Origin of the sequence: Arthrobacter sp. Bi83, assembly GCF_918698095.1 — a bacterium.
In the GTDB taxonomy this organism is placed as follows: domain Bacteria; phylum Actinomycetota; class Actinomycetes; order Actinomycetales; family Micrococcaceae; genus Arthrobacter.
In genome coordinates this window covers 60,461-74,532 of the sequence record NZ_CAKKLY010000004.1, presented here as the reverse complement: position 1 = coordinate 74,532, position 14,072 = coordinate 60,461, and the positions used below count along the sequence as shown (strand labels likewise).

At 67.4% G+C, this 14,072-nt stretch carries 11 protein-coding genes; 6 read left to right on the top strand and 5 right to left on the bottom strand.

Annotated features, from left to right (window positions below):
* Window positions 1–2: 2 nt before the first annotated feature.
* Genes manD through LQ144_RS03885 form a run of 3 tightly spaced genes read right to left on the bottom strand, consistent with a single transcriptional unit; the run spans window position 3 to window position 3,189 of the window.
* Complete coding sequence (gene manD, locus LQ144_RS03895; RefSeq protein WP_230117253.1) at window positions 3–1,220, bottom strand: D-mannonate dehydratase ManD; 1,218 nt, start codon at window positions 1,218–1,220, stop codon at window positions 3–5.
* Window positions 1,217–2,197, bottom strand: a complete 981-nt coding sequence (locus tag LQ144_RS03890; protein WP_230117252.1) for a 2-hydroxyacid dehydrogenase — start codon at window positions 2,195–2,197, stop codon at window positions 1,217–1,219. The genes manD and LQ144_RS03890 overlap by 4 nt, the downstream gene beginning before the upstream one ends.
* Window positions 2,194–3,189: a LacI family DNA-binding transcriptional regulator gene (locus LQ144_RS03885; RefSeq protein WP_230117251.1), complete on the bottom strand. Its 996-nt coding sequence runs from the start codon at window positions 3,187–3,189 to the stop codon at window positions 2,194–2,196. The genes LQ144_RS03890 and LQ144_RS03885 overlap by 4 nt, the downstream gene beginning before the upstream one ends.
* A 317-nt stretch (window positions 3,190–3,506) precedes the next feature.
* Here LQ144_RS03885 and LQ144_RS03880 point away from each other — a divergent pair, with 317 nt between their 5' ends.
* The 6 genes from LQ144_RS03880 (at window position 3,507) to LQ144_RS03855 (ending at window position 11,418) form a co-directional block, all read left to right on the top strand.
* Window positions 3,507–3,887: a VOC family protein gene (locus LQ144_RS03880; RefSeq protein ID WP_230117250.1), complete on the top strand. Its 381-nt coding sequence runs from the start codon at window positions 3,507–3,509 to the stop codon at window positions 3,885–3,887.
* A gap of 51 nt (window positions 3,888–3,938) precedes the next feature.
* Window positions 3,939–4,727, top strand: a complete 789-nt coding sequence (locus LQ144_RS03875) for a nucleotide disphospho-sugar-binding domain-containing protein (protein WP_230117249.1) — start codon at window positions 3,939–3,941, stop codon at window positions 4,725–4,727.
* A gap of 138 nt (window positions 4,728–4,865) precedes the next feature.
* Window positions 4,866–7,574, top strand: coding sequence for an ATP-dependent helicase C-terminal domain-containing protein (locus LQ144_RS03870; RefSeq protein WP_230117248.1), 2,709 nt, complete (start codon window positions 4,866–4,868; stop codon window positions 7,572–7,574).
* Window positions 7,575–7,709: 135 nt separating this feature from the next.
* Entirely contained in the window at window positions 7,710–8,786 is a 1,077-nt protein-coding gene (gene moaA, locus LQ144_RS03865; RefSeq protein ID WP_230117247.1) for a GTP 3',8-cyclase MoaA, read from the top strand.
* A gap of 120 nt (window positions 8,787–8,906) precedes the next feature.
* The gene (locus LQ144_RS03860) at window positions 8,907–9,062 is read left to right on the top strand and encodes a hypothetical protein (RefSeq protein WP_230117246.1); all 156 of its coding nucleotides are present in this window, start codon (window positions 8,907–8,909) and stop codon (window positions 9,060–9,062) included.
* A gap of 175 nt (window positions 9,063–9,237) precedes the next feature.
* Window positions 9,238–11,418, top strand: coding sequence for an elongation factor G-like protein EF-G2 (locus LQ144_RS03855; protein WP_230117245.1), 2,181 nt, complete (start codon window positions 9,238–9,240; stop codon window positions 11,416–11,418).
* Between the two features lie 8 nt (window positions 11,419–11,426).
* Here the strand turns inward: LQ144_RS03855 and LQ144_RS03850 are convergent, their stop codons facing one another.
* Window positions 11,427–12,095: an alpha/beta family hydrolase gene (locus LQ144_RS03850; protein WP_230117244.1), complete on the bottom strand. Its 669-nt coding sequence runs from the start codon at window positions 12,093–12,095 to the stop codon at window positions 11,427–11,429.
* Window positions 12,096–12,133: 38 nt separating this feature from the next.
* Entirely contained in the window at window positions 12,134–14,047 is a 1,914-nt protein-coding gene (locus LQ144_RS03845) for an amylosucrase (protein WP_230117243.1), read from the bottom strand.
* Window positions 14,048–14,072: the final 25 nt, after the last annotated feature.

Sequence of the window (14,072 nt, the reverse complement as noted above, 5' to 3'; positions counted from 1 at the left end):
GGTTACCAGTCCTTCATGGAGCCGTCGAGTTCCCGGGCGATGGGCAGATACGCCTGTTTGTACGGGAAGCGCGCCGCGGCTTCTTCGTCCACCTGAACCCCCAGGCCGGGTTCGTCGCCGGGATGGAGGTAGCCGTCCTCGAAGCGGAAGCTGGACCGGAATACTTCCGAGACCAGGGGGTCGTAGCCCATGTATTCCTGGATCGCGAAGTTGCTGGTGGCCAGGCCCAGGTGCAGCGAAGCCGAAAGGTTGATCGGAGAGACATCCGAGGGACCATGCGGGGCACCCTTGATCTGGTAGACCTCCGCCAGGGCGAGGATCTTGCGGACGTGGGAGATGCCTCCGGCGTGGACGACGGCGGTGCGGATGAAGTCGATGAGCCGTTCGGTGATGAGCTGTTCACAGTCCCAGACAGTGTTGAACACCTCGCCGATGGCGAGCGGGATGGTGGTCTGCTGGCGCAGGGTCCGGAGCAGGCGCTGGTTTTCGGCCGGGGTCACGTCCTCGAGCCAGAACAGGTCCACATCTTCCAGCGACCTGGCCAGGCGGGCCGCCTCGGTGGGGTTGAGCCGGTGGTGGACATCGTGGAGCAGCTTCAGTTCCGGGCCAACGTGCTCGCGCACCGCGCCGAGGATCTTGGGTGCGTGGCGCAGGTAGGCGGAGGTGTCCCAGTCTTCCTCAACCGGTCCGGCGCCGCGGCCGGCCGGTTCATAGCCGGCGGCACCCTTGGTGACGCCGTAGACCTTGTCCAGGCCCGGAACGCCGGACTGGGCGCGGACTGCCCGGAAGCCCTGTTCGCGGCGCTGCTCCACGGAGTCGAGGAGCTCGGGAAGGTCCCAGCCGGTTGCGTGCGTGTAGGTGAGGATCTTGTCGCGGGCGGCACCGCCGAGCAGTTGGTAGACCGGGACATCCAGGGCTTTGCCCTTGATGTCCCACAGGGCCAGGTCGATGGCGCCGATGGCGGCCATCGTCACCGGCCCGCGCCGCCAGTAAGCGCCACGGTAAAAGTACTGCCACGTATCTTCGATGCGGTCGGCATCCCTGCCGAGGAGTGCGGGGGCGAGATGGTCGCGGAGGTAGCTGGCCACGGAGAGCTCGCGGCCGTTGAGGGTGGCGTCACCCCAGCCGACGATGCCATCGTCGGTGGTGATTTTCAGGGTGACGAAGTTGCGGCTGGGACTGGTGACAAGGACGTCGACGTCGACGATTTTTCGGGTCATCGGGAAATCACTACATTCTTCAGTGGCTGGTTCAGGGACAGGCGGGTGATGTTGTCGGCGATCTCACGGGCACGGCCGCGGAAGGTTTCCGCTGTGACGCCGGAGGCGTGCGGCGTCATGATGATGTTGTCGAGACGGCTGAACGGCATGGCGGAGGGTTCGCCGCGCCCGTCGGTGTCCGGGTATTGGTACCAGACGTCGACGGCGGCACCCGCGATCCGCCGGTCCTTCAGGGCATCGTAGAGCGCGGTTTCGTCGACCACGGGGCCGCGTGCGACATTGACGAGCTGCCCGTCCGGGCCGAGTTCATCGAGCTCGGCGGCGCCGATCAGAGAGGTCGTTTCGGCGGTCAGCGGGATACTGACGACGAGAATGTCGGACTCGCTGAGTGCTTCGTTGAGGCGGTCTGTGTTGCCTGCCCACCGCAGGGAGTCTTCCTGCGCGTTCACCGAACCGCTTCGGGTGATCGCAATACCTTCGGCGCCGAAGGCCCGGAGGAGGTTCCAGGCGGCACTACCGATGTGGCCGAATCCCAGGAAGGTCACCACCGCGCCCCGCAGCGTCTCTGGCTGCCGGATGTCCGGTGAGTAGACCGAGGAGGCCCAGAGTCCGGAACGGAGGGCAGCGTCCTGGCCGAGAAGGTTCCGGCGGAGGGCTACCAGGACGGCGGCGATGTGCTCGGCGATGGAGCCTTCATGGTGGAACGTGTTGGCGCAGACCACGCCGGCGGGCAGTGCATCTGCGTCGATGCCGTCGTATCCAGCGCCGGCGACGTGAACCAGGCGAAGGTTGCGGGCCTCGGCGCCCATGGCCTCGGTGAACTTGGGTCCGACGTAAACGTCCGCGTCTTTCAGGTCGGTCAGGACGGCGTGTTCATTCCAGCTGTCGTGCCAGGACGTGACTGTGCCTTGCGGCAGCGCGGCCTCAAAGGTGGCCCTCTGGGGCATCAGGTTGGGGTCGGCGATGACGATTCTCATGATTGTTTTCCTTGGAGCGCTTGGTCTGCGGTGCGTGCAGCGAAGGTGGAGCCGCGAACGATGAGCTGTGAATTGAGGTGGACCGCCTCGGTGGCCGTCGGCTTCCCGGCAATCTGTTCGAGGAGGAGTTCGAGTGCGAGGGAACCGCTGCGGTGAATGGGAACGCGGACAGATGTCAGGCCGGGTTCGGCGGCGGCGGCAATGTCGAGGTCATCGATGCCCACCACGCTGATGTCTTCGGGGCAGTGGTAGCCGAGTGTGCGGGCGCCGGCGAGCATGCCGATAGCGACGAGGTCGTTGTAGGCAATGACGGCGGTGGCGCTGCTGGCGACGACCGAAGCGGCGGCGGCCAGGCCGCCGTCGACCGTGGCGTTCTGGTTGCCCACAGTGACCAGCTCGACGCCCCACTCGGTGCAGAGGCGTGTGATGGCCGCCATGCGCTGTCCGTTCGCCCAGGAGGATGCGGGACCGGGAATGTAGGCGAGCTTGCGGTGCCCCAGCGCATAAAGGTGCTCCACTGCCTGGCGGAGGCCTTCGCCGGCTTCCATGAGCACCCGTGCCGCGTGGTCCGCTTCACCGTTGATCACCACGAGGGGTGCGTTGCCGGCCAGTTGGTGGATCTGGTCCGAGGGAAGCCTGGGCGAGCAGAGGATGATGCCGTCCACGCCGGCGGCGAACGACCCGAGGTGCTCACGCTCCCGGGCCGAGGACTCGGCGGTGTCGGCCAGTATCATGCGGTGCCGGCCGTGCCAGGCCTGGTCCTGTATGGACTTGATCAGCGCTGCGAACACTGCGTTGGAAATGTCCGGAACAATCACGCCGAAGGTCCGGGCGCCGGTGAGTCCCGGCACGTCGTACCCGAGTTGAACGGCGGCATCCACCACCTTTTGGCGTGTCTCGGCAGCAAGCCGGCTCGGGTCACCGAACGCCCGTGACGCTGTGGCCAGCGAGACTCCCGCCAGCTTTGCGACGTCCGTGAGTTTTGCCGACATCAGTCCTCCAGTTGCTTCATTGAAACTCTTGCTTCTCCAGTATGGAAAGAGTTGTACAAGTTTGTCAAGGGTTTTCCATGACGTGCACCACAATTGGCGCCGGCCACCGCTGAGGGGCCGGAAACGGGCGGTGCCAGGCCCGGCCATCGACGTGGACGACCGCAACGGGCGACGTTTCTGCGAGCCATTGACTCTCAGCGCCCGAGGCCTAGCATGGTGCGCATCAGGACCTTTCTTGGCGCGCGTCCGCATGTCGCCGCGCTTCCCGGGCAGCGCGGACTGCTCCCCGGGGACCTGTGTAAAAAGGAGAATTCATCATGCTCAAGGAACGTGACATCATCGCTGTCCTTCCCGCGAAGGACCTTGCCAGGGCGCAAGGTTTTTACCGGGATGTGCTTGGACTCGAGCCCTCGGAAGTGCTTGACGATGAGAACCTGATTTACCGCTGCGGGAACGGAACGTCCTTCCTGCTATATATGACTGACAACGCGGGCACCGCGAAGAACACGCAAATGGGGTGGGGTAGCGACAACATCGAGAAGGACGTTGACGATCTGCGCGCCCGCGGGGTTACCTTCGAGGACTACGATTTCCCGGGACTGAAGACCGAGAACGGCATCGCCACCACCACTGCGGGCAAAGCTGCCTGGTTCCTAGACAGCGAGGGCAACTTCCTCAATCTGTTCCAGCGGCTGTAGCCCCACTTCGAGTTGAGGGAGGACAAGCCTGACGCAGTCTGCTTTGACGCCATGACGATCAGCGGCGCCATGGCGGCTGAAAAACTAGGCGTACCAGCCGTCGCCATGATGCCCACGTACGCCACGAATGAGCATTTCTCCTTCAGGACTCTGATGCCTGCGGCACCGTCTCCCAAGATGGCAGAAGTCTGGAAGGCGATGGGCCACGCCATGGCGGAATTCGCCGCGGAACAGGGACTTTCAACTCCCCGCATGTTCGACGGCCCGCCGGCGCCGTTCAACATCGTTTTCATCCCCCGCGAGTTTCAGCCCATGGCGGAGACATTTGATGAACGGTTCACGTTCGTGGGCCCCAGCGTGAGCCGACGCGATGCGGAGGGTGAATGGACCCGCGACGGAACGAATCCCGTGTTGTTCATTTCGTTGGGAACCACCCCCTTGAACCGGCGGCCCGACTTCTTCCGGTCGTGTCTGGACGCCTTCGGCCACACCGACTGGGATGTGTCGATGGCCATCGGAGAGCAGACTGACCCCGCCTCGCTGGGAACGGTTCCCCCCAACGTCCGGCTACGGCCGTTCTTTCCGCAGCTCCTGGTCCTGCGCCAGGCGGATGTTTTCCTCACCCACGCGGGAATGAATTCGACCATGGAAGCACTCTATTTCGGCGTCCCCATGGTGGCCGTCCCGCAACAGCCTGAGCAGGAAGCCACAGCCCGCAGGCTCGAGGAACTTGGCCTGGGCTGGCGGCTGGCGCCGAGGACCTCGCTGCGGCGACGCTTCTCAGCGCGGTTTCAGAGGTCAGCGCCAGCAGCGAGATCCGCCGGAATGTGGCGGCAATGAGCTCGACCGTCCGCAACGCGGGAGGCGCCTCCTCCGCCGCCACCGCAATCGAATCCCACCTGCGGGACCGGATTGGACGCAATACGTAGCGGTATCCGGAACAGCGCCGAGGGCAGTGTTTGTGGGCACAATGGACGGATGACTTCTCCGCCCTTCCCCTTGGATCCTGCGCTCGCCCACGGGGTCTTCGACCTGGGCTCCATCGGGGCCGGTCTGGCCTTTGCGGACTCGCTCGGGGAGTTGGCCGGTGCCCTGCGTGCGGGAGGTGCAGCGGGAACCGCGGTGGTTCAGGCGCCGCCCGGCACAGGCAAAACCACGCTGGTTCCGCCGCTGCTGGCCAACCTCGCGGCCGGCCGTCCCTCTCGGGCGAATGGGGAGGCTGGTGCGAAGGTCCCGCGCGTCGTCGTCACCCAGCCACGGCGCGTCGCGGCGCGCTCGGCGGCACGGCGTCTTGCCGCTCTGGACGGCAGCCGGCTCGGCGACCGCGTCGGCTACACCGTCCGCGGCGAGCGTCAGACGGGACCCGGGACCCTGATCGAGTTTGTCACCCCAGGAATCCTGTTGCGGCGCCTGCTCACAGACCCGGGGCTGGAGGGAACGGACGCCGTGATCCTCGATGAGGTCCATGAACGCGGCCTGGAAACCGACCTCCTGCTCGGTATGCTCAGCGAGGTCCGCCAGCTGCGCGGCGACCTTCCACTGGTGGCCATGTCCGCCACCCTGGACGCGCCGCGGTTCGCCGCCCTGATCGGGTCCCCGCCAGGCGGTTCCGCACAGGCCGGCGCCACCCCGACAGGAGAGCCCGACGGCGGCGGCCCGGCTCCCGTCGTCGACTGTCCGTCCGCGCTGTACCCCCTCACTGTGGACTGGGCACCCGCGGCTGTGCCGCGGTTGGACACGAGGGGAGTGGCGCGCGCCTTCCTGGACCACGTGGCGGACATATCCGCGGCGTCGCATGCCGAAGCGCTCGCAGCCGACCCGGGCACTGACGCCCTGGTGTTCCTCCCCGGTGCATGGGAGGTGTCCTACGTTGCTGCCCGGCTGCGCGGCAGGGTGGCCGCTGAGGTGCTGGAACTTCACGGCCGGGCCAGTGCGGCCGAGCAGGACCGCGCCGTCTCCGGACGGGAACCGGGTGGCCCTCCGCGGATCATTGTCTCCACGGCGCTCGCCGAATCTTCCCTTACCGTTCCGGGAGTCCGGCTGGCCATTGATGCCGGACTGTCCCGCGAACCCCGGCGTGACTCCAACCGCGGCATGTCAGGACTGGTGACAGTGTCCTGTTCCCGCGCATCCGCAGACCAGCGCGCCGGGCGGGCGGCCCGCCAGGGACCCGGGCGGGTGGTCCGGTGCTACGACCAGAAGACCTACGGCGCCGCGCCGGCCCACCGGACCCCGGAGATCGCGGCGGCAGACCTGACGGGTGCCGCACTGATCCTGGCGTGCTGGGGTTCCCCCGGCGGCCGGGGGCTGGCCCTGCCGGACGCCCCGCCGCGGGCTGCCATGGACGAGGCCGTCGAGGTGCTGCGGGAACTCGGCGCAGTGGGACCGGACGGCCACGCCACCGGGCTGGGCAAGATCCTGGCCGGGATCCCCGCCGACCCTCGGCTGGCACGTGCCCTGCTCGACGGCGCCGCCGCCGTGGGCCACCGTACGGCGGCCGAGGCCGTCGCCGTCGTTTCCGGGGACCAGCGCGCCCCAGGCGCGGACCTCCACCGCCTACTGGCCATGGTGCGGACCGGAAGCGACCCGGCGGCGCGCCGGTGGGCTGAGGACGTCCGGCGGATGGAGGCAATCGCACGCCAGGAGACGGCCGGCGTCGTGCCCCCATCACTGCCCGCACCCGCAACCGCTGCGGAGGCCGTCGGTTTCGTCGTCGCCCTCGCGTTCCCGGACCGTGTCGCGCACCGCGTCCCCGGCACTGGGCCGGAGCGCTACCTGCTGACGTCCGGGACGAGGGCTGGGCTGCCGGCCGGCAGCCCCCTGACCGGGCATGAGTGGCTGGCCGTCGCCGAGGTGTCCCGCGCTGACGGGCGCGACGCGGCGGGGACCGGCGCCGTCATCCGCTCCGCGGCGCCGCTCACGGCCGACACCGCCGAGGCCGCCGCCCTGCACCTCCTCAGCGAAAACGTGGAGGCACAGTTCAGCCAGGGCAAGGTCACTGCCCGGCGGGAACGCCGGCTGGGTGCGATCGTGCTTTCCTCCACGCCGGTGCGGCCGTCAGCGGAGGAGGGGCGCACCGCGGTTGCCCGCGCCCTGGAGCATGAGGGCCTCGGCACCATCGGATGGTCGACGGCGGCTGACACCCTGCGCCGACGCCTCGCCCTGCTGCACCGGGAACTGGGCGCCCCCTGGCCGGACGTCTCCGAGCAGGCTTTGCTGGCCGGGCTGGACACCTGGCTCCGGCCCGAGCTGGATGCCCTGGCCGGCGGAGCCTCGACGAACCGGATCGACCTGGCCGATCCGCTGCGGCGCCTGCTGCCCTGGCCCGACGCCGCCAGGCTGGCCGAACTGGCGCCTGAGACGCTCGAAGTGCCCAGCGGTTCGCGGGTGAAAATCGACTACCCGGAGATGGGCGACGACGGCGGCCGGCCGGTGGTGGCGGTCAAGCTCCAGGAATGCTTCGGCTGGGATCAGACGCCGCGGCTGGCCGGCGGGAGGGTTCCGGTGCTGTTCCACCTGCTGTCGCCGGCCAGGCGCCCGTTGGCTGTGACGGATGACCTGGCCTCCTTCTGGTCCGGGCCCTACGCCCAGGTCCGGTCGGAGATGCGGGGCCGTTATCCGAAGCATCCCTGGCCGGAGGACCCGTGGACAGCGCCGGCGACGGCAAGGACCAAAGGCAGGAGCTGACGGCGGCCCGCGGCGGGGCAAGCCGCCCCGGGAGATTCGCCGGGACGTTCGCCGGAACGGCCATTGTCGGAGCCCCGGGCCGGGCATACGCTGGGATAACAAGCGGTGGCTTCCGCCGCTTTGAAAGGGCGCTGAATGGACGCCAATTCCATCACGGACACTTTCCACCGGCCCCTGCGGGACCTGCGGATCTCCGTCACGGACCGGTGCAATTTCCGTTGCGTCTACTGCATGCCCAGGGAAATTTTCGGCAGGGACTATGTTTTTATGCCCAGGGAACAGTTGCTGACGTTTGAGGAAATCACCCGGCTGGCGTCGATCGCCGTCGCACACGGGGTGCTGAAGATCCGGTTGACCGGCGGGGAGCCCCTGTTGCGGAAGGACATTGAAGGGCTGGTCCGGATGCTGGCCCGGCTGCGGACCCCCGACGGGCGGGTGCCGGACCTGGCCATGACGACCAACGGCACGGTTCTGGCCCAGAAGGCGCAGTTCCTCAAGGACGCCGGCCTGAAACGGGTGACGGTGTCCCTGGACTCCGTCCGGGAGGAGACGTTCCAGGCCATGAACGACGTCGGCTATCCCGTGGCGAAGGTTCTGCACGCGGTGGAGGTCGCCCAGGCGGCAGGACTTGGCCCGGTGAAAATCAACATGGTGGTGAAGCGGGGGAAGAATGACCAGGACATCGTTGCGATGGCCAGCCACTTCAAGGGGACCGGGCTCATCCTCCGGTTCATTGAGTACATGGACGTGGGCGCCTCCAACGGCTGGAAAATGGATGAGGTGGTGCCCTCCGACGAGGTCCTGGCCCGCATCGGCGCGGTCTTCCCGCTGGAGCCCGCGGCGCCGAACTATCCCGGTGAGACGTCGGAGCGATGGCGTTACCGGGACGGCAGCGGCGAGATCGGCGTCATCTCCAGTGTGACGCAGGCCTTTTGCCGCGGCTGTACGCGTGCCCGGCTCTCCGCCGACGGCAAGCTGTTCACCTGCCTGTTTGCCACCGCCGGCACCGACCTGCGGGCACTCCTGCGCGCAGGAGCCTCCGACGCCGAGCTGTCCGGGGCGCTGTCGGCGCTGTGGGGCGGCCGTGCGGACCGTTACTCGGCGCTGCGCAGCGCGGACACCCCCGAAGGCACTGTCACTCGCGAAGGCACTGTCACCCCCGAAGCTACTGTGGCGGCCCACAAGATTGAGATGTCGTACATCGGCGGATAACGCCCCGATAGATTCCGGATACAACCCGGAAACGTGGTGTCGTAGCCACGAAACATTGCGCAGCTACGCTGATGCGTGTTGGGACACCGTGGTCTCAGCGACGTATGAAAGGACACAACTATGTTGCTATGGAGCAGCCTGACGCTCTTTCTCGATTCCCGCCGGAACGACGACGATTCCTCTTCCGGTGGCGGCAAGGCCAGCAGTGATTTCCCCCGCGGCCAACTGACGTCCACCGCCTGGGAAGGATGGTGGCACGACGACGTCGCGTCCTGACGCCGGCGGAAGCCGGCAGGGCTGACCGGAGATCCTCCTCGCCGGCCGGCAATATCTCGCTGCTCGCGTCCCGGGCCGCACGCTCTCCGCCCTCTTGCTCAAACGCCGTCCCAGGGTGTCGAATCTCTAACAAGGGTCGGCTGCGGACCGACGACTACGACGCCAGGAGACGGTCATGTCGGTGAAAGGCACAAATGGCCGGGGCAAGAGCCCCGGCCGCGGCAGTTCGGATCTCCGGCGTGCCGATGCGTCGGCGGGGGCGCCGGCCGATGCGCCGGAGAAGGTCCGCAACGTGGCACTCGTGGGCCACTCGGGCGCTGGAAAGACCATGCTCGTCGAGTCCCTGCTGGCAGCCACCGGCGTCATATCCCGGATGGGCTCGATCGAGGACGGCAACACGGTCAGCGATGCGGAGCCCTCTGAAATCCACCAGCAGCGCTCGGTTGTGCTCTCAGTGGCGCCACTGGTGTTCGACGGCGTCAAGGTGAACCTGCTCGACACGCCCGGGTACGGCGATTTCACCGGGGAGCTGCGAGCCGGACTGCGCGCCGCCGATGCTGCGCTCTTCGTGGTGTCGGCCTCGGACGGAATCGATGCGGCGACCACGGCGCTGTGGGCCGAGTGCGACCAGGTCGGAATGCCGCGGGCAGTGGTCATCAGCCGGCTAGACCATCCGCGGGCAAATTTCGAAGCGACCGTCGCCGCCTGCCAGCGTGCCTTCGGCGACTCGGTGGTCCCGGCGTACCTTCCCCTGGGCACAGGGACCACGGGCACCGGACTGCTGGGAATGCTCTCCGGCACCGTTTCGGAGTACACCGCCGGCGAACCGGTCCCGGCCGTGAGGGACGCCACCGCTGAGGAGCTGGCCGCGTCGGAGACCGCCCGCGGCGCGCTGATAGAGGGGATCATCTCGGAGAGCGAGGACGAGTCGCTGATGGACCGCTATCTCGGCGGCGAGCAGATCGACGTCGACGTCCTGGTGGGCGACCTCGAGACCGCCGTTGCCCGGGGGTCCTTCTTTCCCGTACTCGCCACGTCGGCGGAGACGGGACTGGGCATAACGGAACTCCTGGAGACGCTGACCCGTGCGTTCCCGTCGCCGGCAGAGCGTGACCTGCCCGCGGTGACGGATCTCGCCGGCATTCCCGCCGGGCCGCTGGCGTGTGATCCTGCCGGGCCGCTGGCCGGCGAGGTGGTGCGCACCACCATCGACCCCTTCCTGGGGCGGGTCTGCCTGGTGCGCGTGTTCTCCGGCACGCTGCGGGAGGACTCGGCGGTGCACGTCGGGGGACGCGGGTTGTCAGAGCGGGGCCACGAGGACCATGACAGCGACGAACGCCTCACGCACCTGTACTCGCCGGCCGGAGCCAGCCTGAAGCCCGTGCCCTACTGCGTGGCCGGAGATATCTGCGCCATCGCAAAGTTGGCGAACGCCGAGACGGGCGACACCGTCTCAGCCAAGGACCATCCGCTGCTGGTGAAGTCGTGGAACATGCCTGAGCCGCTGATGCCTGTCGCCGTTGAAGCGGCCACGCGCAGTGACGAAGACGCTCTCGCCAAGAGCCTCGGGAAGGTTGCCGCCGGCGATCCGACCCTGAGGGTGGAACGCAATTCCGAGACCCACCAGCTGATCCTGTGGTGCATGGGGGAAGCCCACGGCGAGGTGGTGCTTGACCGGCTGCGCGACCAGGGCGTGAAATTGCAGACCGTCCCGGTGGTGACGCCCCTGCGCGAAACGTTCGTCGCACGCGCGGCCGGCCATGGACGCCATGTCAAGCAATCCGGCGGTCATGGGCAGTACGCGATTTGCGACATCGAAGTGGAGCCCCTTGAGCGCGGCGCAGGGTTTGAGTTTGTCGACAAGACCGTGGGCGGGGTGGTTCCCGGGCAATATATACCGTCCGTTGAGAAGGGCGTCCGTGCCCAGATGCAGCGAGGCGTGTCGGCCGGTTTCCCGGTGGTCGACATCAGGGTGACGCTCATCGGGGGCAAGGCACACAGTGTGGACTCGTCGGATGCTGCGTTCCAGTCCGCCGGCGCGCTGGCGCTGCGTGAGGCCGCCGCCGCAGGACGGATCCAGCTGCTCGAGCCTGTCTCGTCGGTGACCATCAGTACCCCCGACGAGTTCGTCGGGCCGGTGATGAGTGATCTGTCCTCCCGCCGCGGGCGGCTGACAGGAACGACGTCGGCAGGCGGGGAACGCACGGAAGTCACCGCAGAGGTGCCGGACGGCGAGCTGCTGCGTTACGCCGTCCAGTTGCGCGCGATCACAGCAGGAACCGGCCGCTTCCGGCGCAGCTACCTGCGGCACGAGCCGGTGCCGGCGAGCGCGACGTCGGCCGCCGCGAACGCGTGATGCCCGGGTCAGCCGTTGGCGCGCATGAAGGCCGCGACAGTGGAAGCCAGCGAGGCGCCGACGTCTTCTGCGCTGCGCTTCTTGCCGGCCACAGCGAAGGAGTGGTCGCCGCCCTCGCACCATTCCAGGATCGCGGCCTGGCCGATGCGGGCAACCACACCCTCGAGTAGCTCGGCCGTCGCGAAGGTGTCCCGCGTGCCCTGCAGGAACAGCATGGGCAGTTCCAGGCCGTAGAGGTGCTCATCGCGCAGTTTCTCCGGTTTGCCCGGCGGATGCAGCGGGTAACCGAGATACACGAGCCCCGTGGCCCGCATCCCGTCGGCCACAGCCATCGAGGCCATGCGGCCGCCGAAGGACTTGCCCGCCGCCCACACCGGCTCTCCGTTGGATGCGGCCGCCCTGGCCGCATCCATGGCCGCCCGCCATGCGGCGATGGCCACCGGCGGACGGTCGGGGAACTTCCTGCCTGCCTCACGGTAGGGGAAGTTGAAGCGCAAGGTGGCGACGCCGTCGTCGTTCAGGGCGTGCGTGAAGCCCTGCAGGAACGGATGTTCCATGCCCGCCCCAGCACCGTGGGCCACCACAAGCGTTGAGAAGGGGTTCTCGGGCCGGGCATAAACGCCGGAAACCTGGACGTCGCCCACAGTGATGGTGAGGGGGGATTCAGCAACAGGCATGAGTCCATCATGCCGGATCGCCGCCGAAACACGCCTGCTCAGCCGGCCGGCACCACCCTGAGCCAGACGTAATCCTGCGGGCGAAGTACAAATCCCTGATCGATGCGGACAGGAGCATCCGCAAGGACGTCCACTGCCTCAGCCTCAAAGCCGGACAGGGTTTCCGCCGAAATCACCTGCGGCTGGTCACTGAAGTTGGCCAGGGCAAGGATCCGCGTCCCTTCACCCGGCCGCTGGTAGCCCAGCACCCCCGGGTTGTTGGTGGCGAAGGGAATGAGACGGGTCCCTGCCAATTCAGGGGCGCTGCCGCGGACGGCTATCATCCGCCGCAGCCCGGCAAAGATGGCACCTTCGGGAGTGGACGGTTCGGTGCGGTGCGCGTAGCGCTCGGCGGGAAACTGCGGCCGGTGCACCCAGCGGCTATCCGCTTCGTGGCCGTCCTCGAGCGCATACTGGTCGTCATTGAGTTGGCCCACCTCGTCACCGAGATACAGCAGGGGGATGCCGCCGGTGCTGAACGCGACCGAATGGGCGAGCAGGATCCTGCGGATCGCTTCGGCCGAACCGTCCTCCAGCCCGCACAGGGAGGCCGTGGTCCCGGAGATGCGGCAGTCACCCGTGCGCGGGTTGTCCTGGAAGGGCACACCCCGGGCGAAGCTGCCCGGGAATCGGTTGACGTAGAACGAATTCAGGAAGCGTCGGTGGTCGAAGCCGTTGATGCCCAGCTCGGCCGCATCCTCATCGGCAAACGTCCAGCCGATATCGTCGTGGCTGCGGACGTAATTAACCCAGGAGGTTCCGGGCGGCATGTTGTGCCGGCGCTCCAGCGCCTGCGCCAACAGGGAAACGTCGCGGGTGGCCAGCGCCTCCCAGATGAGCGCCATTTGCAGGGGGTTATAGGAGAGCTGGCACTCGGCCGCATCGATGTACAGCGCCACCTCGTCCGGGTGCACGATGGCCTCGGACTTGAAGAGCAGTGACGGGGCGGCGATCCGGCAGACGGCGTTGAAGGCCTGCAACAGCGTGTGGGCCTCCGGCAGGTTCTCGCACGGAGTTCCGAGCTGCTTCCAGACGAACGCCACGGCATCCATCCGCAGGATATCCACGCCCTGATTGGCCAGAAAGAGCATCTCCGCGGCCATGGCCCGGAAGACTTCCGGGTTGGAGTAGTTCAGATCCCACTGGAAGCTGTGGAACGTCGCCCACACCCACCGGCCGTCAGGCAGCTGCACGAAAGAGCCTTGATGGTCTTCCGGGAAGATCTCCCGCACGTGCTGCTCGAAGGCGTCAGGCATGGTCCGTTCGGGGAACATCCAGTAGTAGCCGCTGTAGTGCGGATCGCCTTGGGCTGCCTTGCGGGCCCATTCGTGCTCATTGGAGGTGTGGTTGAAAATGAAGTCGACCACCAGGCTGATGCCGTTCGCGCGGAGATGGGCGGCCAGGTCGCGCAGCTGGTCCATGGTGCCGAGCCTGGGGTTGACCTCCCGGTAGCTGGACACGGCGTATCCGCCGTCGGACAGCGGTTCGGGCGCCAGGAACAGCGGCATCAGGTGCAGGTATGTCAGGCCGAGTTCCTTGAAATAGGGGATCCGTGCGCGGACGCCGTCCAGGTCGGCGGCGTACCGGTCCACATAGCAGACGCCGCCAAGCATGCGGTTGGACTGGAACCAGTCGCTGCTGCCCTCCCGCTCGGTGTCGAGGACCTTCAGGTCTGCCGGCCTTGCCTTCCATGAGCGGGCAGTCTCGATGACCAGGGAAGTCAGCTGGTCCTGAAAGTCCGGCCGTGAGCCGTAGAGCGAGTGGAACAGCCTGGACAGATCTGGGAAATGGCGGTCGAAGCGCCGCTCGAAGTCCGCCCAGTCCGGGTCGCCGGGCCGGATTCCGGCTTGCCCGGCGACGACGCTCAGCATATGCCGGCCCGATATCTGGTCCAGACTATCGGATTCAACCATAGAGAGGTCCCCTTCGACTATTCCC

What these genes read in the sequence shown, in the direction of transcription:
- manD (WP_230117253.1), bottom strand. Translation starts at nt 1,220, where the DNA reads ATGACCCGAAAAATCGTCGACGTCGACGTCCTTGTCACCAGTCCCAGC.
- LQ144_RS03890 (WP_230117252.1), bottom strand. Translation starts at nt 2,197, where the DNA reads ATGAGAATCGTCATCGCCGACCCCAACCTGATGCCCCAGAGGGCCACC.
- LQ144_RS03885 (WP_230117251.1), bottom strand. Translation starts at nt 3,189, where the DNA reads ATGTCGGCAAAACTCACGGACGTCGCAAAGCTGGCGGGAGTCTCGCTG.
- LQ144_RS03880 (WP_230117250.1), top strand. Translation starts at nt 3,507, where the DNA reads ATGCTCAAGGAACGTGACATCATCGCTGTCCTTCCCGCGAAGGACCTT.
- LQ144_RS03875 (WP_230117249.1), top strand. Translation starts at nt 3,939, where the DNA reads ATGACGATCAGCGGCGCCATGGCGGCTGAAAAACTAGGCGTACCAGCC.
- LQ144_RS03870 (WP_230117248.1), top strand. Translation starts at nt 4,866, where the DNA reads ATGACTTCTCCGCCCTTCCCCTTGGATCCTGCGCTCGCCCACGGGGTC.
- moaA (WP_230117247.1), top strand. Translation starts at nt 7,710, where the DNA reads ATGGACGCCAATTCCATCACGGACACTTTCCACCGGCCCCTGCGGGAC.
- LQ144_RS03860 (WP_230117246.1), top strand. Translation starts at nt 8,907, where the DNA reads ATGTTGCTATGGAGCAGCCTGACGCTCTTTCTCGATTCCCGCCGGAAC.
- LQ144_RS03855 (WP_230117245.1), top strand. Translation starts at nt 9,238, where the DNA reads ATGTCGGTGAAAGGCACAAATGGCCGGGGCAAGAGCCCCGGCCGCGGC.
- LQ144_RS03850 (WP_230117244.1), bottom strand. Translation starts at nt 12,095, where the DNA reads ATGCCTGTTGCTGAATCCCCCCTCACCATCACTGTGGGCGACGTCCAG.
- LQ144_RS03845 (WP_230117243.1), bottom strand. Translation starts at nt 14,047, where the DNA reads ATGGTTGAATCCGATAGTCTGGACCAGATATCGGGCCGGCATATGCTG.